The organism is Pseudomonas sp. GW821-FHT07G06 (assembly GCF_058986625.1).
In genome coordinates this window covers 45,990-67,869 of record NZ_JBYSVW010000016.1, presented here as the reverse complement: position 1 = coordinate 67,869, position 21,880 = coordinate 45,990, and the positions used below count along the sequence as shown (strand labels likewise).

Here is a 21,880-nt window from a genome sequence, read left to right as displayed (position 1 = left end):
GGTATGCGTCCAATCACTGTTGTTTAAGGGGTTATCGATGGGCTCTATCACTGATGCTTTTTTCCGGTCTTTTTATATTGATAGAGCGCCTCGATAGTCTGGTTGGTTAGAGTGATTAGACACGGCTTGATTTATAGAATTAGTCTCCGGAAGTCATTTAATTAAGCTATCTAATTCATGCCTGCCGGAGAATCCAATGAGCGTCAAACCGGATGCCTTGTTTATACCTTTGAATATTGCCGTACTGACGGTCAGCGATACCCGTGAATATGCCAATGACACTTCCGGCCAGTTACTCGTCAGCCGTCTGCTGGAAGCCGGCCACACCCTTAGCGAGCGCAACCTGCTCAAGGATGACCTGTACAAGATCCGCGCACAGGTGGCGAACTGGATCGCCGACGATGGCATCCAGGTGGTGCTGATCACGGGCGGCACCGGGTTCACCGGCCGCGACAGCACCCCCGAGGCAGTGGCCTGCTTGCTGGATAAACAGATCGATGGCTTCGGTGAGCTTTTCCGGGCGATTTCGATCCTCGATATCGGTACCTCGACGGTGCAGAGCCGGGCACTGGCCGGGCTGGCCAATGGCACGCTGGTCTGCTGTCTGCCGGGCTCCACGGGCGCCTGCCGCACCGCGTGGGAAGGCATCCTTGCCGAGCAGCTCGACGCGCGCCACCGGCCGTGCAATTTCGTACCGCACCTCAAGTCTGTGCAAGCCTGCGGGACGCGCGGATGAGCGCTTCACCCTTGATGCCGGTAGAGGACGCCATCGACCGTTTACTGACAATGGCCGAGACGCAGTGGATTGAAGACAGCGAAGCCGTGCCGCTCAATGCCGCCAGGCAACGGGTATTGGCCAATGACCTGTTGGCGACCCTCGATCTGCCGCCATGGCCGAACAGCGCCATGGACGGCTATGCCCTGAATGTCGAGGGTTGGGACGGGGCGCCGCTGGCCGTGTCGCAGCAGGTGTTTGCCGGCCAGGCTCCCGAAGCCCTGGTACCGGGAACCTGCGCGCGCATCTTCACCGGCGCACCGGTTCCGCCGGGTGCCGACTGCGTGGAGATGCAGGAGAACACGCAGGTGCTGGATGACGGACGTATCCGCTTCAAGCAGCCCTTGAGCACTGGCAACAACATCCGTCCGCAAGGTCAGGAGAACCGCGTCGGCGATGTGCTGCTGCGTGCCGGCAAGCGCCTAGGTCCGTTCGAACTGGCGGTCGCCGCGGCGCAGGGCTGCACCCATGTGCAGGTGGTGCGCCGACCTCGGGTGGCGTTGCTGTCCACCGGCGATGAACTGGTCGAGCCGGGCAATCCCCTCAAGCCCGGCAGCATCTACAACAGCAACCGTATATTGTTGAGCCATTGGTTGAATGCGTTGGGTTGCGAGGTCATCGATGCCGGCATTCTTCCCGACGAGCCACGCCAGACGCGGCTCAAGCTCGAACAGCTGCAACACAGGGCAGACCTGATGCTCAGCACGGGCGGTGTGTCTGCCGGTGACGCCGACTGCCTCGGCCAGGTGCTGCGCGAGTGCGGCGAGCCGCTGCTGTGGAAACTCTCGATCAAGCCCGGCAAGCCATTGACCGTGGGCCACTTCGGCCGCGTGCCGGTGATTGGCCTGCCGGGTAATCCGACATCGGCATTGGTCACTTTCGGCCTGTTGGCCCGGGCTTATCTGTTGCGAATTCAGGGCGTGGAAGAGGTCGAACCGTTGAGCTTCCCGGTCAGTGTCGGCTTTGCCTGGCCCAAACCCGGGAGCCGCCGCGAGTACCTGCGGGCGAGGGTGGAGGGTGGTCGGGCTGTGTTGTATCCGAACCAGAGTTCAGGCGTTTTGTTGGGAGCATCCTGGGCCGATGGACTGGTGGAAGTACCGGAAGGCTGCACACTGGAAGTGGGCGACACGGCACGGTTCATACCCTTTAGCGAACTGTTCTGACACTGCCCCCTTGTGGGAGCGAGCCTGCTCGCGAAGAGGTCGGCACATTCAACGCAGATGTTGGCAGACAGACCGCTTTCGCGAGCAGGCTCGCTCCCACAGTTTTGATCTTCAGTGAATGCCTATTCTGCGGCTGACCTCGATATCTGTGTGTTTCCTGAAAATCAGTTCAACACAAAATCCACCGGTTCCAGCTGCGGCGGCAACTCCGTTACGCCCAGTGCCGCCAGCACATCGCGCTCGATGTTGCGCACGATGGCGTCGGTGGGCAGGTCGTTTTCGTCGCGGCCGAAGGGGTCTTCCAGTTCGTCGGCAATCGCATCCAGGCCAAAAAAGGTGTAACTGACAATCGCAGTGAAAATCGGTGTCAGCCAGCCCAGGGGTTCGGCCATGGCAAACGGCAGGAGGATGCAGAACAGGTAGATGGTGCGGTGCAGCAACAGGGTGTAGGGGAAGGGCAGCGGGGTGTGCTTGATCCGTTCACAGACGGCCTGGGCGTGGGTCAGGCCGGCCAGGTGGTTGGCCATCAGCGTGTAGCGCCAGTCGTTGATCGCCCCGGACTCGTTGAGTGTCGAGCACTGCTGACCGACCTGCATCAGGATCTGCCCGCTGATGTCGGTGGTGTCGCCCTTGGGCATCGGGTGCAGCCAGTCGCCACTGGCGGCCAGTTCATTTTCCCGGCGCAGCCGCGCGTTGAGGGCATGGGCGAAGCCGCACAGGTTGCTGAGGATCGTATGCCGCTCATCCGTGTCCTTGAGCACCAGGGTTTCACGAATCATCGAGCGGACTTCGACTATCACCTCGCCCCACGCCTTGCGCGCTTCATACCAGCGGTCATAACAGGCGTTGTTGCGAAAGCTCATGAAGATCGACAACGACAAACCCAGCAGCGTGAAGGGCGTTGCGCTGACCTTGGAAAAGTAGCTGGGATGCAAGGTTTCGATGAGCACGATGGCCGAGGCGAGCAATGTCACCATCAGGCTGCGCCAGGCAATGCGCTTGGCAATCGAACCCTTGAGGGACGTCAGCACGCCGATCAGGTTGGGTTTGGGTCTAACGATCATGGGTTTCAGCCGCCCGTCATGTTCATGAAGCGAACGACCTGAACATCGTCGTTCACTTCGAAGTTGTGTCGATAAGGCTTGAGTTTCATCGCCTCGATAATGGCTTTTTCCAGGCGCTCGGGCTGTCCGGGGTGGCTGCGCAAGACAGCCTTGAGATCCACCGAGTGCTCATTGCCCAGGCACAGCAGCAGGCGTCCCTCCACGGTCAGCCGCACCCGATTGCAGGTGCCGCAGAAGTTGTGGCTGTGGGGCGAGATGAACCCCAGGCGAATCTGCGGCGCCTCGGCCAGGCGCCAGTAGCGCGACGGACCCTGGGTCGACTCGGCGGAATCAATCAAAGTGTAGCGTTCGGCGATGCGTTCGCGGACCTGGGCGCTTGCGAAAAACGATTCGGCGCGGCTGTGCTCGTCGATGGTGCCCAGCGGCATTTCCTCGATGAAGGAGATGTCCAGGTTGCGGTCGATGGCGAAGCTCACCAGATCATTGATCTCATGGTCGTTGCGGCCCTTCATCACCACGCAGTTGAGCTTGGTGTTGCGAAAGCCCGCTTGGTTGGCCGCGTCGATGCCCTTGATGACCTGCGCCAGGTCACCGGTGCGGGTCAGTTCGCGAAAGCGTTGCGGGTCCAGGCAGTCGAGGCTGATGTTGAGGCGCTTGACCCCGGCCTCGAACAACGGCACTGCCAGCTTGGCCAGCTGCGAACCGTTGGTGGTCATGCACAGTTCACGCAGACCGGGCAGGGCGGCGATCTTTTCGCACAACTGCACTACACCCGGACGAATCAGCGGCTCGCCTCCGGTCAGGCGGATCTTGCGGGTGCCCAGGGCGACGAAGCTTTGCGCCGTTTGATAGATCTCTTCCAGGGTCAGCACCCGTTGGCGCGGCAGAAACTGCATGTCCTCGGCCATGCAATACACGCAACGGAAATCGCAGCGGTCGGTGACCGACATGCGCAGATAGTCCACGCGCCGGGAGAAGCCATCGATCAAGACTCGTTCTGACATGACACCCTCGCTTGGTACTGCATGCGTTGAATGGACATTCCGTTAATCGGGTTTTGTCTTTGTAGGAGCGAGCCTGCTCGCGATGGTCGTTAACGATTACGCGTGCTTACTGGCTGAACGCGGTGCTCTTGAGTCCATCGCGAGCGAGCTCGCTCCTACAGGTATTGCGCAGATAACGGATCTGTTGAGCGCAGGTGTAGGAGCGAGCCTGCTCGCGATGGTCGTTAACGATGACGCGTGCTTACTGGCTGAACGCGGTGCTCTTGAGTCCATCGCGAGCAAGCTCGCTCCTACAGGTATTGCGTTGTTAACGGATCTGTTGAGCGCAGGCTAAGAGCAACTTTAACGGACGTCCAATCACTATTAACAACCGGGTGATCGAGCGGGTCGATGATGAACTTAATTTTGGGATTTGAAGGGCTGAAAGTTATCTCAAGTAATTGAAAAGTAAAAATAAAAAACGATGATAAATATCCTCGATCATGTGGTCGTAAATAGCGATTAGACAATAATTAACCCCTCTCCATATGCTTTTCTCCGTCAAACGATCAATGGCCTGAATCAGGTCACGGAGAAGTACCATGTCTCAAGTCGACCGCTACAAACCCTACAAAGGTGCCGCCGCCGGTTGGGGTGCACTGATTGCTGTTACCAGGAACTGGCTGGGCAGTGAAAACGCGCTGAAAAACATTCGCGCCATGCTCAAGACCAACCAGAACGGCGGCTTCGACTGCCCCGGTTGCGCCTGGGGCGAGTCGCCGGAAAACGGCATGGTCAAGTTCTGCGAAAACGGCGCCAAGGCGGTTAACTGGGAAGCCACGGGGCGTTTGGTCGACCCGGCCTTCTTCAACAAATACAGCGTCTCGGCGCTGGCCGAACAGAGCGATTACTGGCTGGAGTATCAGGGCCGTCTGACCCACCCGATGCGCTATGACGCGGCCACCGACCGTTACGTGGAAACCACCTGGGACGAGGCCTTCGCGCTGATCGCCCGGCACCTCAACGCGCTGGAATCGCCGGATCAGGCCGAGTTCTACACCTCGGGCCGGGCCAGCAACGAGGCTGCATTCCTCTATCAGTTGTTCGTCCGGGCCTACGGCACCAACAACTTTCCGGACTGCTCCAACATGTGCCATGAAGCCAGCGCAGTGAGCATGATCGAAAGCCTCGGCGTGGGCAAAGGCACCGTGGTGTTCGACGACCTGGAACATGCCGACGCGATCTTCGTCATCGGCCAGAACCCCGGCACCAACCACCCGCGGATGCTCGAACCGCTGCGTGAAGCGGTCAAGCGCGGAGCCCAGGTGATCTGCATCAACCCGCTCAAGGAGCGCGGACTGGAGCGCTTCCAGCATCCACAGCACCCGATCGAAATGCTCATGAACGGCTCCGAGCCGACCAACACCGCGTACTTCCGCCCGGCCCTGGGTGGTGACATGGCGGTCATGCGCGGCATGGTCAAGTTCCTGCTGCAGTGGGAGCGCGAAGCACAGGTCAGCGGCGGCGAGCCGGTATTCGACCACGAGTTCATCGCCGAACACACTTCGGGAATGGGGGCCTACCTGGGCGAAGTCGACGCCACCAGCTGGGAGCACATCGAGCAGCAGTCGGGCATGTCTTTGGCTGACATCGAGCTCGCCGCCCGCATGTACGCCCGGGCCAAACGGGTGATCATGTGCTGGGCGATGGGCCTGACCCAGCACACGCACTCGGTGCCGACCCTGCAGGAAGTCATCAACCTGATGCTGTTGCGCGGCAACGTCGGCCGTCCCGGCGCGGGGCTGTCGCCGGTTCGCGGTCACAGTAACGTGCAGGGCGACCGCACCATGGGCATCAACGAACTGGCGCCCACCGAGTTGCTCGATGCCCTGGAAAAACGCTTCTCCTTCAAGCCGCCGCGTGAGCATGGTCACAACACCGTGATGGCGATCGGCGCGATGGAGCAGGGGCGTTCGAAGGTGTTTATCGCCCTGGGTGGCAACTTCGCCCAGGCCACCCCCGACACGCCGCGCACCCACGCCGCGTTGCGCAAGTGCGACCTCACCGTGCACATCGCCACCAAGCTCAACCGCAGCCATCTGGTCACCGGTCGTGAGGCGCTGATCCTGCCGTGCCTGGGCCGCACCGACATCGACATCCAGGCCGAAGGCCCGCAAGGCGTCACCGTGGAAGACACCTTCAGCATGATCCACATTTCCCACGGCCAACTGAAACCCAAGTCGAAACACCTGCTGTCGGAACCGGCGATCATCGCCGGCATCGCTGCCGCGACATTGGGCAAGCACCCGATCGACTGGAACTGGGCCATCGGCGACTACGGCCGCATCCGCAACATGATTGCCGACACCATTCCCGGCTTCGAAGATTTCAACCGGCGCTTGCTGCACCCGGGCGGGTTCCACATGCCCAACGACGCAGCCAAACGCATCTGGAAAACCGCCAGCGGCAAAGCCCAGTTCACCCCGAGCGTGCTACCGGAGCACCTGATCAGCGAGGGCGTGCGCAACCTGGCGGTCAAGCCGCACCTGATTCTGCAGACCATGCGCTCCCACGATCAGTACAACACCACGCTGTATGGCCTGGATGACCGTTATCGCGGGGTCTACGGCATGCGCGACGTGGTGTTCGCCAACGAGCAGGACATTCGCCGGCTGGGGTTCGAACCGGGACAAAAGGTCGACCTGGTGGCGCTGTGGGACGACGATCGCGAGCGTCGGGTCAGCGGTTTCACCCTGATCGCCTACGACATTCCGGCCGGTCAGGCGGCAGCGTACTACCCGGAGACCAATCCGCTGGTGCCGCTGGAAAGTTACGGTGACCGCACCTTCACCCCGACTTCCAAGTTCGTCGCCATCCGGCTGGAGCAGGCCAGGGCCAGCAACCTGATTTCGACCTCCGCTGCGTAGTACCGATCACTCAAGACTTTGTGGGAGCGAGCTTGCTCGCGATTGCAGGGTGCCAGGCGCCATTGATGTTGAAGGTGCCGGCCTCATCGCGAGCAAGCTCGCTCCCACAGTTTTAAATCCGCCATGAGGATTTCGACATGTTCAACCTGCAGGCACTGGACCTGGCGCGGATGCAATTCGCGTTCACGGTTTCGTTCCACATCATCTTTCCCGCCATCACCATCGGGCTGGCCAGTTTCCTGGCGGTGCTCGAAGGGCTGTGGCTGAAGACCCACAACGACACCTACCGCGATCTCTACCATTTCTGGTCGAAAATCTTCGCCGTCAACTTCGGCATGGGCGTGGTCTCGGGGCTGGTCATGGCCTACGAGTTCGGCACCAACTGGAGCCGCTTCTCCGATTTCGCCGGCAGCATCACCGGGCCGTTGTTGACCTATGAAGTGCTCACTGCGTTCTTCCTCGAGGCCGGTTTCCTCGGGGTCATGCTGTTCGGCTGGAACCGGGTAGGGCGCGGCTTGCACTTCTTCTCGACGGTGATGGTGGCCATCGGCACGCTGATTTCGACCTTCTGGATTCTCGCCTCCAACAGCTGGATGCAGACGCCACAGGGTTTCGAGATCGTCGACGGTCGGGTGATGCCGCTGGACTGGCTGGCCATCGTGTTCAACCCGTCGTTCCCGTACCGCCTGGCGCACATGGCGATTGCCGCCTTCGTGGCCACGGCTTTCTTTGTCGGCTCGTCGGCGGCGTGGCACCTGCTGCGCGGCAACGACACCAAACAAGTACGCAAGATGCTGTCGATGGCGCTGTGGATGGCCTTGATCGTCGCGCCGATCCAGGCCGTGGTCGGTGACGCCCATGGCTTGAACACCCTGGAACATCAACCGGCGAAGATCGCCGCCATCGAAGGTCACTGGGAAAACAACGGTAGCGAAGCCACGCCGCTGGTGCTGTTCGGCATCCCGGACATGCAGGCCGAGAAAACCAAATACGCCATCGAGATTCCGTACCTGGGCAGCCTGATCCTGACCCACAGCCTCGACAAGCAGATCCCGGCGCTCAAGAGCTTCCCGAAAGAGGATCGCCCCAACGCAACGATCATTTTCTGGAGCTTCCGCGTCATGGCCGGGCTGGGCATGTTGATGGTACTGGCCGGCGTGCTCGGCCTGATCCTGCGTCGCAGCGGTGCCATCTACCGCAACCGCTGGTTCCTGCGCCTGATGCTGTGGATGGGCCCGAGCGGCCTGATCGCCATGCTCGCCGGCTGGATCACCACGGAAGTGGGGCGCCAGCCGTGGGTGGTGTATGGCCTGCAACGTACCGCGAATGCCGCGTCCAATCACAGCGTCACGCAGTTGAGCCTCTCGTTGGCGCTGTTCGTGGTGATCTACTTCTCGGTCTTCACGGTGGGTATCGGCTACATGATGAAACTGGTGGCCAAGGGGCCAAAACCCCATCACGAGCATGCGCCTGCGGGGCATGCCGATCAGGTCATCACACCGCGCCGGCCGTTGTCTGCCGACGCTGAAATCCTCGAAACCGACGCCCGCGTCAATTGAAGGAAGGGAGTTGAGTCATGGGTATTCAAGGTATCGATTTATCGCTGATCTGGGGCGTGATCATCGCCTTCGGCGTGATGATGTACGTGATCATGGATGGCTTCGACCTGGGGTTGGGCATTCTGTTTCCGCTGATCCCGGATGCGAAGGAGCGCGATGTGATGATGAACACCGTGGCTCCGGTCTGGGACGGCAACGAGACCTGGCTGGTGCTGGGTGGTGCGGCGCTGTACGGCGCGTTCCCGCTGGCCTATTCGGTGATCCTGGAGGCGCTGTACCTGCCGCTGATCCTGATGTTGTGCGGCTTGATCTTTCGCGGTGTGGCGTTCGAATTTCGCTTCAAGGCCAGCCCTGAAAAGCGTCATGTCTGGGACATGGCGTTCATCGGCGGCTCGCTGCTGGCGACCTTCTCCCAGGGCGTGGTGATCGGCACTTACATTGCCGGCATCCCGGTGGTCGACCGCCAGTTCGCCGGAGGTTCGCTGGACTGGCTGGCACCCTTTCCGTTGTTCTGCGGAGTCGGCCTGATCGTCGCCTATGCGCTGCTCGGCAGCACTTGGTTGCTGGTCAAGACCGAAGGCATGCTCGAATCGCGCATGCGCCTGTTCACCCGGCCCCTGGCCTGGCTGCTGTTGGCGGTGATCGGCGTGATCTGTGTGTGGACGCCGATCCTGCATCCGGACATCGCCACGCGCTGGTTTGCCCATGCGCACCTGGCGGTGTTCGCAGGTCTCGCGGTGCTGGCCTTGCTGGCAATGTTCGGCTTGCTCAAGACCCTGCGCCAACGCCACACCCATTGGCCGTTCGCCTTCACCCTGATGCTGGTGTTCCTCGGTTACATCGGCCTGGCGTTCAGCATCTGGCCGAACATCGTGCCGCCGTCGATCAGCCTGTGGGCCGCGGCGTCACCGCCGACCAGCCAGTTGTTCATCCTGATCGGGGCGCTGTTCATCCTGCCGATCATCCTGATGTACACGGTCTGGAGCTACTACGTGTTCCGCGGCAAAGTGAGGATTGGCGATGGCTACCATTGATTCCCGTGAACCGGCACCGGCGCCTTGGTACAAGCGCCTTGGGTGGCTGGTGTTGATCTGGCTGGGCAGTGTGGTTGCGTTGGGGGTGGTGGCGGGGGCGTTGCGGGTGTTGATGCAGGCGGCGGGGATGAGTAGTCACTGACGCACGTTGCAAAAACACGGAAATAACAGGAGTGATGAATCACCTGTGGCGAGGGAGCTTGCTCCCGCTGGACTGCGCAGCAGGCCCTTTTTTGGGGCCGCTTCGCAGCCCAGCGGGAGCAAGCTCCCTCGCCACATTGTTCGTGCCAGGTTCAGTTTTTACTGCGCCCCAAACATCGCCGTCCAGTAAATCCCCGCATCGCTCTTCGGATCGGTCGCATACGCCGCGCCCAGTTCGCGGAACTGCGGGTTCATCAGGTTGGCGCAGTGGCCGGGGCTGGACAGCCAGCCTTCGACCACCTTGTGTGCGGTGTCTTGCCCGGCGGCGATGTTTTCGCCGATCTGCTGGAAGTCGTAGCCGGCCAGTTCCGCGCGGTCGCCCGGGGTGCGGCCGTCGCGGTCCTTGTGGTCGAAGTAGTTGTTGTTGGCCATGGAGCGCGAGTTGCCTTCGGCGGCGCTGGCCAGTGTGGCGTTCCAGGTCAGCGCTGGTGCGGCGGCGAAGGATTGCGCGCCGCACTGGCGTGGGCGGGTGCGTGCGGCGTTGAGTTCGGTGAGCAGTTTCTGGCCTTCGGTCTGCGCGTCGCCCAGGCTTGCGCTCAACAATGGCCGAGCGACCACGATGCGCCATTGCCGGTCCTGGCGGAAGACGCCGACATCGACGAATTGCGGGTCGAGGACGATCTGGCAAAAACTCTCCTGGATCGCCTTCATCGCCGCGGCTGCATCGCGAGGTCCGGACAGGCTGATGGCCTGCACGTTCTTCATCGGATAACCGGCAGTGGCCATGGCCTGCTGCAGATCACCGATGCTCGGGGCGGTGAGTACCAGGCGCGGGTCGGCCGACAGTGGCGGCAGCTCCGATGACACCTGGCCGGCACAGCGCTGCAGTTGGCTGCGGTAGACGTTGATCGATTCGATCAATTGCGCTTCGTCCGCCGCCATGGCGTTGGCGGCACATACCAGGCCCAGTGACAAACCGGCCAAACGCATTGCGGATGAGATGAATCCCATGAAAATCCCCCTTGAGCAGATGGCGCCCATGATGCGCGAAGTTGACCCATCCAGGACAACGGATTTATCCAGAGTGTAGTGGGGTAAGCGAAATCATTTCACTACTACACTGAATCGAATCGCTCACCGAGTGACATCGACCATGCGCTTCGACTGGATCGCCACTTGCCTTGCCCTCACGCTGCTCGCCGGCCCGGTATCGGCTACGGATCAAGAGCAAAAACAGGAATCGGCCGAGAACAAGGCCGAGGTGCTGGAACAGAAGGCCGCCGAGAATAAAAAGCCCGCAACGGAACCCAAGGTCGAAGCCATTACCCCGTCCGAGGTCCAGGCCGTTGACCCGGCGGGTGCCGCGCCGCTGGACGATGCGATCACGTGCCTGGCCCGCTCCATTTACTGGGAAGCCAAGGGCAAGGACTCTGCCGACATGGAGGCGGTGGCCAATGTGGTCATGAATCGCCTGGGCCACGAGGGCTTTCCGGACACGGTGTGCAAAGTGGTCAAGCAGGGATCGGAGACCAAGAGTTGTCAGTTCTCCTGGTGGTGTGACGGCAAATCCGATTCGGTCCAGGAAGAGGTGCCGTATGCGATGGCCAAGGAAATCGCGCGCAAGGCCCTGAACAAGGAGCTGCCGGATCGCACCCAGGGTGCCCTGTATTTCCATGATCGTACGGTCAAGCCGGATTGGGCCAGGGAATACATCAGGACCGTGGATATCGGCCTGTTCCGGTTCTATAAGCCCCACGACGGATCGGCCAGGTAGCCGCGCTGATTTCGGCCCAATGGTGTTTTTTGCAGAGCTCGTGCGCGGCGTTATCCAAACTGAAATGTGTCTGTTTTATAAGCTTCATGACGCAACCGTGCGTGAATGACGCGATAAGCAGGGACTACACATGAAGTTGACGAGGGTCCGGATCAGTAACCTCGCGCCGATCGCGGCGCAGTCGCCGGCGTGCGTGCCATGACCGTCCTGGTCACCGGTGCGGCCGGTTTCATCGGTTTTCATACGGTCCAGCGCTTGTGCCGCGAGGGTCAGAACGTCGTCGGTATCGACAATCTCAATGACTACTACGACGTGGAGCTCAAGCACGCACGCCTCGAGGTGCTGGAGACGTTGCCGGGTTTTCGCTTCCGGAAAATGGACATCGTCGACAAACCGGCCCTGATGGACCTGTTCCGCAACCACGGGTTTACCGAGGTGGTACACCTCGCGGCGCAAGCCGGAGTGCGCTACTCGCTGGACAACCCGGATGTCTATGCGCAGTCGAACCTGGTGGGTTTCCTCAATGTGCTGGAAGCCTGTCGGCACCATCGCCCCGAGCACCTGATCTACGCCTCGAGCAGTTCGGTGTACGGCACCAACGGCAAGATGCCGTTCAGTGTCGAGGACTCTGTCGAGCATCCCGTATCGCTGTACGCCGCCAGCAAGCGCGCCAATGAACTGTTGGCCGAAAGTTACTGCCACTTGTATGGCTTGAAAGCCAGTGGCCTGCGCTTTTTTACCGTCTACGGCCCGTGGGGCCGCCCGGACATGGCGCTGTTCAAGTTTACCGACGCCATCCTCAAAGGCCTGCCCATCGACATTTACAACCAGGGCCAGATGTCGCGCGACTTTACCTACGTCGACGACATTGTCGAAGGCATCGCCCGACTGCGGCCAAAGCCTCCGGTGCCGCAAGGCTCTGCCGCTGGGGTCAACCGGCTCTTCAACATCGGGCGCGGCATGCCGGTGGCGTTGCTGGATTTCGTCGAGTGCCTGGAATCGGCCCTGGATCGGCAGGCCCGGCGTAACTACCTGCCGATGCAGGCCGGTGATGTGGTCAGCACCTGGGCCGATGTCTCGGCACTGGCCGAGTGGGTGGGCTTCAGCCCGCAGGTGACGCTGGAAACCGGCGTCGCAGAGTTTGTGCAGTGGTATCGGCAGTTCTACCGGATTTGAAGCGTTCGCCTCTGATCTCGAAAAAATCATAAAAGGCGAGAGGGACCCCATGAGCCATGACATTTTTGTATCCGTACTGATTCCCGCCAAGAACGAAGCGAACAACCTCAAGCCGCTCATTGAGGAAATCCGCGTGGCGCTGGCCGATGAATCGTACGAAATCATCGTCGTCGACGACGGCAGCACCGATGCGACCCTGCAGGAGCTGCGGCAGATCCGCCACAACGGCTTGAACACCCTGCGCATCCTCCATCACGAGCGGTCGCTGGGGCAGAGCACCTCGCTGTACCACGCCGCCAGCGAGGCGCGCGGGCAATGGCTGGCGACCCTCGATGGCGACGGCCAGAACGACCCGGCGGACATTCCCGGGATGCTGGCGCTGGTGCGCGGCGAACCGGGCAAGGTCGATGTGCAACTGGTCGCCGGGCACCGGGTCAATCGCCGCGACACCGCGAGCAAACGCTACGCCTCGCGGTTCGCCAACAACCTGCGCCGCCGCCTGCTCAAGGACGCCACCCCGGACACCGGTTGCGGCCTGAAGCTGATCGAGCGCGCGGCGTTCCTGCGCCTGCCGTACTTCGACCACATGCACCGCTTCATTCCGGCGCTGATCCAGCGTCACAACGGGCGCATGATCGTGCACCCGGTCAACCACCGGCCGCGCACGGCCGGAGTGTCGAAATACGGCAACCTCGACCGCGCGCTGGTCGGCATTCTTGACCTGATCGGCGTCTGGTGGCTGATCAAGCGCACGCGGCTGAACACCATTGCCCAGGAGCTCGAAGGATGATGCTGACCCGTGAAACCCTGTGGCTGGTGGTCGGTTTTGCCGGGCAGATTGCCTTTACCGGGCGGTTTGTCCTGCAGTGGCTGTACAGCGAATACAAAAAGCGCAGCGTGATCCCGACCAGCTTCTGGTACCTGAGCATCGTCGGCAGCTCCCTGCTGTTGGCTTACGCCATCTACCGTCAGGATCCGGTGTTCATTGCCGGGCAGGCCTTCGGCTCCATCGTCTATTTTCGCAACCTGCAATTGATTGCCAAAAGCCGCAGCGTGAAGGAATGAACCATGCGTAGATCGTTGTCGCCCCGGGTCGAGTGCCTGGGGCTGATGCTGCTTGCCCTGTTGTTGATCGGCGCGGGGCTGGGGCTACGCCAGGCACAGAACGTGGATGAGGAGCGCTTCCTCGGCGTCGCCCTGGAGATGCTGCAAAACGGCTCGTGGTTGATCCCGCACCGTGCCGCCGAGATCTACGGCGACAAACCGCCGATTTTCATGTGGACAGTGGCGTTCTTCACCTGGCTGACCGGCAAGCCCAACATCGCGCTCTACCTGCCGGGACTGTTTTCGGCCGTGACGGTCACGGCGATGGTCTATGACCTGGGCCGTCGCCTGTGGACCCAGCGTATCGGGCGCAACGCCGCGCTGCTGTACCTGGCGACCTATCAGACCTACAGCATTCTGCGCACCGGTCAGATCGACAGCTTTTTGATTCTGTTCACCTCGCTTGGCCTGTACGGTCTGGCGCGGCACCTGCTGCTCGGCCCGGCGTGGCGCTGGTTTTACGCCGGATGCGCGGCCATGGGCATCGGCGTGATCACCAAGGGCGTGGGTTTCCTGCCGGCGCTGTTGCTGATTCCGTACGCCTATGCGGTGCGCAAAGGCTGGCCCGGTGTGGTGGCCATGCCTGGCGAGGCGCGCAAGTGGTTGCTCGGGTTTGCGCTGATGCTTGGCGCCATCGCGATCTGGCTGTTGCCCCTGGCCTGGTCGATCTTCTTCAATGGCAGCGCGGACGAAATGGCCTATGCGCGGGAGATCCTCCTGCGCCAGACCGCGGGCCGCTATGCCGCTGCATGGCATCACCGCGAACCGTTCTGGTATTTCTTCACCAAGGTGATTCCGCAGTACTGGCTACCGTTGGTGCTGGTGCTGCCATGGCTGGTGCCCGCCTGGCGCCGTCAGTTGCAAAAACGCGACGGCCGGGTCCTGGTGTTGCTCGGTTGGGTGGTGCTGGTGGTGCTGTTTTTCTGCATCAGCACGGGCAAGCGCAAGTTGTACATCTACCCGGCGCTGCCTGGGCTGGTGCTGGTCGCCGCGCCGCTGATTCCGTGGCTGCTCAAGCGCTGGTTCAGAAGGCACCCGCGTTTGCGTCGGGTGTTCCCTGCACTGGTGGCGACCTGGTTCGCGCTGTGGTTCGCCCGGGGGTTCATCGAACCGCTCAAGGACGGCACCAACATCGATCAGGTGCTCATGGCGCAGGCGGCGACCATGACCCGCGGCGCCGATCTGGTGCTGGTCAACTGGGAGGAGGGGCACTGGTTGTTCGCCCGCCAGCCGATCGTGCATTTCGGCATGGACAACTCGTCCATCGAGAAGGCCGCGCTGTACCTGCGCGAACACCCCAAGGCCTACGCCTTGGTGCCGGATGATGTTTTGAGCCAGTGTTTCAAAGCCGAAGTGGCCCGTGAACTGGGCGAAAACTCCCGGGCGAACTGGTCGATCGTGGGGGTGGATGCCGACAACGGCAAATGCCAGCCGGCAGAAGCTGGCAAAGCCTATCGGTTCAGCTGGAATGACCCGCATATGGCAGTGGTGCCGGCGCAGGTAGCCAATCCCTGAGTGTAAAAAAAGGTCCTTCACACAATCCCGGGAACCTGTAGGAGCCAGCCTGCTGGCGATGGACTCCAATGCGCCGCGTTTATCCATATTGCACGCGTTATCGTTAACGACCATCGCTGGCAGGCCAGCTCCCACAAAGGACCGTGCCCACGTCGTTTTTAACGCAATACCTGTAGGAGCCAGCCTGCTGGCGATGGACTCCAGTGCGCCGCGGTCATCCAGTTCATACGCGTTATCGTTAACGACCATCGCAGGCAAGCCAGCTCCCACATGGGACCGCGTCCGAGTCGTTTTTAACGCAATACCTGTAGGAGCCAGCCTGCTGGCGATGGACTCCAGTGCGCCGCGTTCATCCAGTTCACACGCGTTATCGTTAACGACCATCGCTGGCAGGCCAGCTCCCACAGGGGACCCTGCCCACGCTGAAACTGTAGGAGCCCAGCTTGCTGGCGATGGACTCAAGTGCGCCGCGTTCATCCAGGTCACACGCGTTATTGTTAACGACCATCGCTGGCAGGCCAGCTCCTACAGGAGACCGCGTTCGGCTCTCCTGTCACTGGCTGGCGTCCAGCACCACGCGGTAGCGTGCCTTGCCGCTGCGCAAGTGATCGATGGCGTCGTTGATTCGGCTCATGGGAAACATCTCGACCTGCGGCAGAATCTGGTGGCGGGCGCAGAATTCCAGCATGGCCGCGGTGTTGGCCGGTGAACCCACCGGTGAGGCGGACATGGTTTTTTGCTGGGGAATCAGGTTGAACACGTGCACCGGAATGGCGTCGGGCACGACACCGACAAAGTGCAGGCGCCCCTTGCCGCGCAGGGTGGCGAGCATGGCGGTCCAGTCGAGGTTGGCGTTGGCGGTGACCAGGAGAAAATCCAGGGTACCGGCAATGGTATTGAGCGCATCGGAATCGGTCGAGGCCACCACCTTGTGCGCGCCCAGGCGCCTGGCTTCGTCCTGCTTGCTCAGCGATGAGGTGAACGCCGTGACTTCGCAGCCCCAGGCGTTGAGAAAGCGCAGCGCCAGGTGACCAAGGCCGCCGATGCCCACCACGCCGACCCGGTCAGTGGGCTTGATGCCGAATTCCACCAGCGGGTTGAACACGGTCGAGCCGGCACAGAACAGCGGCCCGGCCATCGCCGGGTCGAGTCCGGCCGGGATCGGCAGGGCCCAGGCCCAGTGCGAGCGGACGCGGTCGGCAAAGCCGCCGTGGCTGCCGATGATGGTCGGTTGCACCGTGCTGCACAGGTTATGCGAGCCTTCGATACAGGACGTGCAATGCATGCAACTGCCCTTGTACCAGCCGATGCCCACCCGTTGCCCCAATTCCAGGCCACGCACCTGGGCGCCCATGCGCACGATACGGCCGACCACCTCATGGCCGGGAATGAACGGGTAGCGGCTGATACCCCAGTCGTCGTCGATCAGCGACTGGTCGGAGTGGCAGACGCCGCAATACTCCACGGCGACTTCCACCTCATCGTTGCCCAACGGACCGGGATCGTAGCTGTAGCGCTCCAGTGGCGCGCCCGCCGTCGTGGCGGCCCAGCCGGTAAAGGTGGTGAGTTCGCTGCTGTCGCTCATGGGATACCTCCAGATCAGTAGTCAGGGGTCTTGGCCGCTCGGGTGCAGCGGCGGAGCGAGGAAAGTGTAGCGGGTTGCCGGCGGTCCATCGGGCGCGAGCCTGGATACTTGAACATACAAAGGCGCCCGATCTGGACACAATGCCGATACATGAGCGCGGTTTCATGGGCCAGGTCCCACGCCCACAGAGAGATCCGCCATGTTACGCAAACTGCAGCAGGTCGCCAGATTGTTCAGCCAGAGCGCCCGATTGATGGTCGGCGTTCCCGAGTACGACAACTACGTGGCACAAATGGCCCGCAACCGTCCGGGCGAGCCAGTGATGAGTTATGAGGCGTTTTTCCGCGAACGCCAGGAAGCGCGTTTTGGCCGGGGCAAGTGCAATACGCGGTGCTGCTGACCCGGTAGTTACCTCAGAAATCCAGATCAATCACGAAGGCATCATCGAAATCGGGATTTTCATTGATGCCGTTCCTGGCATAGCCCCGAGGGTTGCAGACCACCCGGGTATTACCCACCCGATAATCAAAACTGCCATGGGTGTGGCCATGCAGCCACAGGGCCGGCTGCCAGTCTTTGATTCGCGCTTCGAGGTCCGAGACAAAGCTTGCGTTGATTGGCGAACCGACAAAGCTCGGGCCGATGCTCGATCGTGTCGGGGCGAAATGAGAGACCACCACCGTGGGTATGCTGCTGTCGCGGGCGAAGCAGTCTTCCAGCCAGGCGACCGTCTGCAGAAACACCAGCTGGGAAATGGCCGGCGTGAACAGGTCGGGAAAATCAGGGGCGATCTTGATGTGGCTGAAGTCACGGATCAGTTGAGTCGCCAAGTCGATACCCAGCGCTCGATCCTCGGGGCTGTCGAGCAGACGATAGTCAGACCACAAGGTGCAACCGAGAAAACGCACGTCGTCGTGGACATACTCCGAACGTTCCAGCACGTGGATCTGCGTGCCTTGCGCCAGGCTGTTCAGCTGTTCGTAGGTGGAAACCAGGTCACTGCCATAGAACTCGTGATTGCCCGCCACGTACAGCAGCGGAACCGGGCACGCCCTGGCCCACTCGATGGCCTTGGCGGGTCGCGCGATATCCCCGGCAAGCACGACAATATCGGCCTCCACGGCGGGAAACGGGACCGTGTTGACGGACAGGTGCATGTCGGACAGCAAGGCGATGCGCATGGATCAACTCCGGCGTGTCTTGGAGGGCAGGCCGTTCAAATTACCTGTTGTTAGCCCGCAGTCACAAGCCTGCTGGTCAGCAAAAAAATTGCGGGAACGGATGTACGCCAATGCCGTGCTCACCGCCGATCCATTGTGGGAGCGAGCCTGCTCGCGAAGAGACCGGCACATCCAATAGAGATGTCGACTGACCCACCGCTTTCGCGAGCAGGCTCGCTCCCACAGTTTTGATCTTCAGTGAATGCCAATCCCACGGCTGGCCACAATCCCTGTGGGAGCGAGCCTGCTCGCGAAGAGGCCGGCACATCCAATAGAGATGTCGATTGACCCACCGCTTTCGCGAGCAGGCCCGCTCCCACAGTTTTGATCTTCAGTGATCGCCAATCCCACGGCTGGCCACAATCCCTGTGGGAGCGAGCCTGCTCGCGAAGAGGCCGGCACATCCAACAGAGATGTCGACTGACCTTCCGCTTTCGCGAGCAGGCCCGCTCCCACAATTTTGATCTTCAGTGAACGCCAATCCCACGGCTGACCAAAATCCCTGTGGGAGCGAGCCTGCTCGCGAAGAGGTCGGCACATCCAACGGAGATGTCGACTGACCCACCGCTTTCGCGAGCAGGCTCGCTCCCACAATTCTGATCTTCAGTGAACGCTAATCCCGCGGCTGGCCACAGTTGACCTGTTTACTTCAAATACCACCCCCACGGCTGGTCACTGACGTACTCGGTCACCTGCTTGACCTCCAGGTAATTGTGCAACCCCCATTGCCCCAGTTCCCGGCCGATGCCGCTGTGTTTCATGCCGCCCCATGGCGCTTCGACGAAGGTCGGTTGCGAGCAGTTGACCCAGACAATCCCGGCGCGCAGCTGGTTGGCGACCCGGGCGGTGCGCTGCGGGTCGGCGCTCATCACGGCGGCGGCCAGGCCGAAGCGGCTGGCGTTGGCCATTTGCAGCGCTTGCTCTTCGGTCTTGAAACGCTTGATGCACAGCACCGGGCCGAACACCTCCTCGCGCCACAGAATGCTGCTGTGGCCGGGCTCGTCGAAGATCGCCGGCTCGACGAAGTAACCTTCGCGCAAGTGCGCCGGGCGCCGTCCGCCCGTGAGCAAACGGGCGCCACTGGCCAGGCCCTGGTCGATGAAGCCGAGCACCTTGTCGTACTGGCCCTGGCTGACCAGCGGACCCAGCAGTACGCCGGGCTGCATGCCGGGGCCAATGCTGATCTTGCGGGTTTCTTCCACCAAGCGTTCGATCAGGCGCGGGGCGATGGATTCCTGCACCAGCAGGCGTGACGTGGCGCTGCACACCTGGCCCTGGTTCCAGAAGATCCCGAACAGGATCCACTCCACAGCGGCTTCGACATCGGCGTCATCGAACACGATGAAGGCCGACTTGCCGCCCAGTTCCAGGCTGATGTTCTTGATGTCCCGCGCTGCCGCCGACATGATTTTCGCCCCGGTGGGCACGCTGCCGGTGAAGGCCAGTTTGTCCACGCCCGGATGCTCGGTGAGCGGGCTGCCGGCGTCGGCGCCGAGGCCGGTGACCAGGTTCAACACCCCGGCTGGCAAGCCGATACGATCGGCGGCGGCGGCCAGTTCCAGGGCGGTCAGCGGCGTCAACTCGGACGGTTTCAACACCACCGTGGCCCCGGCGGCCAAGGCCGGTGCCACCTTCCACGCAGCCATCAGCAGCGGGTAGTTCCAGGGGATGATCTGCCCGGCCACGCCAATCGGCTCGTGGCGGATGCGGCAGCGGAAACGCTCGTCCGGCAAGGCCAGCGGCTGGTCCTGTTGTTGGTCCAGATCGCGGGCCAGGCCGGCGTAGTAACGGAAGCAGGCAATGGCATCGCCAATGTCCCACTGCGCCTCGGGCAGCGGTTTGCCGTTGTCGCGCACTTCCAGTTCCGCCAGTGCCTGTTTGCCGGCCTCCAGTTCATCGGCCAAGACCTCCAGCCACTGCGCACGCTCGGCACCGCTGGTCTGACCCCAACCATTGTCGAAGGCCCGCCGGGCCGCGCGCACGGCGTGGTCGACGTCCTCTTCAGTCCCCGCCGCCACCCGGTGGAAGACCTGTTCGGTGGCCGGGTCGATCACATCCAGATAGCCGCCCAGGTCCGGGCTGACCCATTCGCCGTTGATGTAGAGCTGATCACGCATGGTGCGACTCCTGGACGCCGGTGCGGCGGTTTTGCAGATGGCGGGAAGTGAACAGCAGGGCCAGCGACACGCAGATGATGACCGTGGAAATCGCGTTGATCTCCGGCGTCACTCCGCGGCGGATGGAGGAAAAGATGTAGATCGGCAGCGTCGTTTCGGAACCGGCAACGAAGAAAGCGATGATGAAATCGTCGAAGCTGAAGGTGAAGGCCAGCAGGAACCCGGCCATGATCGCCGGGCTGATCTGCGGCAGGGTCACCCTCCAGAAGGTGTCCATCGGTGGTGCGTACAGGTCCGCCGAGGCTTCCAGCAGGGCCTTGTCGAGGGAATCGACGCGGCTGCGCACGATCACCATCACCAGGGCCATGGTGAACAGCGAATGCGCGGCGATCACAGTGAAGAAGCCCATGTTCAACTTCGGCACAGTCGGCAGCCAACTCGCCAGCAGCGGGTTGATCAGGTCGAACAGGCTGATGAAGGCGATCAGCGTCGAGATGCCGATGACGATGCCGGGCACGATGATCGCGCAGTAGGTCAGCGCATCGAACAGCAGGCGTACCTTGGCGCCACAGCGCTGCAAGCCGAACACCGCCAGGGTGCCGAACAGCGTGGCGATCACCGCGGAACTTGCGGCGATGAGTGCGCTGTTGCCCAGGGCTTCCATGATGAACGGGTTGCCGAACGCGGTGCCGAACCATTGCACCGAGCAGCACTGGAAGGCCAGGCCACTGCGCCCGGCGTTGAAGCTGAACAGTACGATCAAGGCAATCGGCGCGTAGAGGAACAGGTACAGCGATGTCGAATAGCTGCGCAGCCACATGTCACAAGCCTCCATCGGCAGGGCGGCCGCCGTAGCGCGCCACCAGTTTCAGATACACGCCGATGATCAGCAGCATCATCGCCACCAGCGTCATGGCCAGCGCACTGCCGAACGGCCAGTTGCGCGATTGCAGGAACAGGTCGACCAGCGCATTGCCGACAAAGAACACCTTGCCGCCGCCGAGAATGGCCGGTATCAGGAACTCGCCCATCAGCAGGATGAACACCAGCATCACCCCGGTGATGATCCCCGGCGCAGACAGCGGCAGGGTGATCCGGCGAAAGCTTTCGAAGGCGCTGGCGCCCAGGTCGGCGGACGCTTCGAGCAGGCGCTTGTCGAGTTTTTCCAGGCTGACGTAGATCGGGAACACCATCAGCGGCAGGTAGCCGTAGACGATGCCGATCAGCACCGCCCACGGCGTGTTGATCAGCCGCACATCCTCAAGCCCCAGGCTGGCCAGCAGCGCCGGAATGCCTTTGCCGCTGAGGATGAAAATCCACGCGTAGGTGCGGATCAAAAAACTGGTCCAGAACGGCACGATCACCAGGGTCAGCAACAGCGAACGGTTTCTGCTGACCTTGACCGCGAGGAAGTACGCCAGCGGATAGGCTGCCACCAGGCACACCAAAGTGCCCAGCGGCGCGAGCATCAGCGTGTTGCTGAACGCTGCGCCGCGAGAGCCGAGGTTCAGGTAGTTGGCCAGGGTGAAGCCACCGGCGTAACCGCCCACGGCGCTGCGCTCGCCGAAACTGAAGACCAGGATGATCACCAGCGGCATCAACAACAGCAGCAGGAACCACAGGGTCGAAGGCAAGAGCATCAGCAGGGTGATGCGCCGGCCGAGGCTGCGCCGCTGGCGAACCTCGGCCGACAGGGCATGGCCCGGCTGCACCGTTTGCGGGTGGGCGGCGACATTCATGGGT

Annotated in this window: 20 protein-coding genes; 12 read left to right on the top strand and 8 right to left on the bottom strand. The window is 61.8% G+C overall.

Going from position 1 to position 21,880, the window contains the following annotated elements:
- Positions 1-196 precede the first annotated feature (196 nt).
- On the top strand, positions 197-736 hold the full coding sequence (gene moaB, locus AC3WJW_RS23350) for a molybdenum cofactor biosynthesis protein B (RefSeq protein ID WP_493727562.1): 540 nt from the start codon (positions 197-199) through the stop codon (positions 734-736).
- Positions 733-1,938 (top strand): molybdopterin molybdotransferase MoeA, encoded by a 1,206-nt coding sequence (locus tag AC3WJW_RS23345; RefSeq protein ID WP_493727561.1) that lies wholly within the window; start codon positions 733-735, stop codon positions 1,936-1,938. The genes moaB and AC3WJW_RS23345 overlap by 4 nt, the downstream gene beginning before the upstream one ends.
- 164 nt (positions 1,939-2,102) lie before the next feature.
- Here AC3WJW_RS23345 and AC3WJW_RS23340 read toward each other — a convergent pair whose 3' ends face one another.
- Positions 2,103-3,002 carry a bestrophin family protein gene (locus tag AC3WJW_RS23340; protein WP_218504241.1) on the bottom strand — a complete coding sequence of 300 codons (900 nt, stop codon included), beginning with the start codon at positions 3,000-3,002 and terminating at the stop codon, positions 2,103-2,105.
- 5 nt (positions 3,003-3,007) lie between these two features.
- Complete coding sequence (moaA, locus tag AC3WJW_RS23335; protein ID WP_493727560.1) at positions 3,008-4,006, bottom strand: GTP 3',8-cyclase MoaA; 999 nt, start codon at positions 4,004-4,006, stop codon at positions 3,008-3,010.
- Positions 4,007-4,587: 581 nt separating this feature from the next.
- Here moaA and AC3WJW_RS23330 point away from each other — a divergent pair.
- The 4 genes from AC3WJW_RS23330 to AC3WJW_RS23315 all read left to right on the top strand — a co-directional run bounded on the left by AC3WJW_RS23330 (position 4,588) and on the right by AC3WJW_RS23315 (position 9,647).
- Entirely contained in the window at positions 4,588-6,912 is a 2,325-nt protein-coding gene (locus tag AC3WJW_RS23330; RefSeq protein ID WP_493727559.1) for an FdhF/YdeP family oxidoreductase, read from the top strand.
- A 137-nt stretch (positions 6,913-7,049) separates the two neighbouring features.
- On the top strand, positions 7,050-8,471 hold the full coding sequence (locus AC3WJW_RS23325) for a cytochrome ubiquinol oxidase subunit I (protein ID WP_493727558.1): 1,422 nt from the start codon (positions 7,050-7,052) through the stop codon (positions 8,469-8,471).
- A gap of 17 nt (positions 8,472-8,488) precedes the next feature.
- The gene (gene cydB, locus AC3WJW_RS23320; protein WP_116583026.1) at positions 8,489-9,505 is read left to right on the top strand and encodes a cytochrome d ubiquinol oxidase subunit II; all 1,017 of its coding nucleotides are present in this window, start codon (positions 8,489-8,491) and stop codon (positions 9,503-9,505) included.
- On the top strand, positions 9,492-9,647 hold the full coding sequence (locus AC3WJW_RS23315) for a DUF2474 domain-containing protein (RefSeq protein WP_493727557.1): 156 nt from the start codon (positions 9,492-9,494) through the stop codon (positions 9,645-9,647). The genes cydB and AC3WJW_RS23315 overlap by 14 nt, the downstream gene beginning before the upstream one ends.
- A gap of 158 nt (positions 9,648-9,805) precedes the next feature.
- Here the strand turns inward: AC3WJW_RS23315 and AC3WJW_RS23310 are convergent, their stop codons facing one another.
- On the bottom strand, positions 9,806-10,657 hold the full coding sequence (locus tag AC3WJW_RS23310; RefSeq protein WP_493727556.1) for a CAP domain-containing protein: 852 nt from the start codon (positions 10,655-10,657) through the stop codon (positions 9,806-9,808).
- Between the two features lie 142 nt (positions 10,658-10,799).
- Here AC3WJW_RS23310 and AC3WJW_RS23305 point away from each other — a divergent pair, with 142 nt between their 5' ends.
- From AC3WJW_RS23305 to AC3WJW_RS23285, 5 genes are all read left to right on the top strand, one after another.
- Positions 10,800-11,420, top strand: a complete 621-nt coding sequence (locus AC3WJW_RS23305; RefSeq protein WP_493727555.1) for a cell wall hydrolase — start codon at positions 10,800-10,802, stop codon at positions 11,418-11,420.
- Between the two features lie 198 nt (positions 11,421-11,618).
- Positions 11,619-12,596 carry an NAD-dependent epimerase gene (locus AC3WJW_RS23300; RefSeq protein WP_493727554.1) on the top strand — a complete coding sequence of 326 codons (978 nt, stop codon included), beginning with the start codon at positions 11,619-11,621 and terminating at the stop codon, positions 12,594-12,596.
- A 49-nt stretch (positions 12,597-12,645) separates the two neighbouring features.
- A complete protein-coding gene (locus AC3WJW_RS23295; protein ID WP_493727553.1) occupies positions 12,646-13,386 on the top strand; it encodes a glycosyltransferase family 2 protein in 741 nt (246 codons plus the stop codon).
- On the top strand, positions 13,383-13,661 hold the full coding sequence (locus tag AC3WJW_RS23290) for a lipid-A-disaccharide synthase N-terminal domain-containing protein (protein ID WP_007976061.1): 279 nt from the start codon (positions 13,383-13,385) through the stop codon (positions 13,659-13,661). The genes AC3WJW_RS23295 and AC3WJW_RS23290 overlap by 4 nt, the downstream gene beginning before the upstream one ends.
- Before the next feature lie 3 nt (positions 13,662-13,664).
- Complete coding sequence (locus tag AC3WJW_RS23285) at positions 13,665-15,215, top strand: ArnT family glycosyltransferase (RefSeq protein WP_493727552.1); 1,551 nt, start codon at positions 13,665-13,667, stop codon at positions 15,213-15,215.
- A 553-nt stretch (positions 15,216-15,768) separates the two neighbouring features.
- Here AC3WJW_RS23285 and ahr read toward each other — a convergent pair.
- Complete coding sequence (gene ahr, locus AC3WJW_RS23280) at positions 15,769-16,800, bottom strand: NADPH-dependent aldehyde reductase Ahr (protein ID WP_493727551.1); 1,032 nt, start codon at positions 16,798-16,800, stop codon at positions 15,769-15,771.
- A 199-nt stretch (positions 16,801-16,999) separates the two neighbouring features.
- On the opposite strand from ahr, the gene AC3WJW_RS23275 reads away from it, so the two are divergent.
- Complete coding sequence (locus tag AC3WJW_RS23275; RefSeq protein WP_493727550.1) at positions 17,000-17,200, top strand: YbdD/YjiX family protein; 201 nt, start codon at positions 17,000-17,002, stop codon at positions 17,198-17,200.
- A 13-nt stretch (positions 17,201-17,213) separates the two neighbouring features.
- Here AC3WJW_RS23275 and AC3WJW_RS23270 read toward each other — a convergent pair whose 3' ends face one another.
- From AC3WJW_RS23270 to AC3WJW_RS23255, 4 genes are all read right to left on the bottom strand, one after another.
- On the bottom strand, positions 17,214-17,981 hold the full coding sequence (locus tag AC3WJW_RS23270) for a metallophosphoesterase (RefSeq protein WP_493727549.1): 768 nt from the start codon (positions 17,979-17,981) through the stop codon (positions 17,214-17,216).
- A gap of 683 nt (positions 17,982-18,664) precedes the next feature.
- Positions 18,665-20,137 carry an aldehyde dehydrogenase family protein gene (locus AC3WJW_RS23265; protein ID WP_493727548.1) on the bottom strand — a complete coding sequence of 491 codons (1,473 nt, stop codon included), beginning with the start codon at positions 20,135-20,137 and terminating at the stop codon, positions 18,665-18,667.
- Entirely contained in the window at positions 20,130-20,957 is an 828-nt protein-coding gene (locus AC3WJW_RS23260; RefSeq protein WP_104447473.1) for an ABC transporter permease, read from the bottom strand. The genes AC3WJW_RS23265 and AC3WJW_RS23260 overlap by 8 nt, the downstream gene beginning before the upstream one ends.
- 1 nt (position 20,958) lies before the next feature.
- Complete coding sequence (locus AC3WJW_RS23255) at positions 20,959-21,876, bottom strand: ABC transporter permease (RefSeq protein WP_493727547.1); 918 nt, start codon at positions 21,874-21,876, stop codon at positions 20,959-20,961.
- Positions 21,877-21,880: the final 4 nt, after the last annotated feature.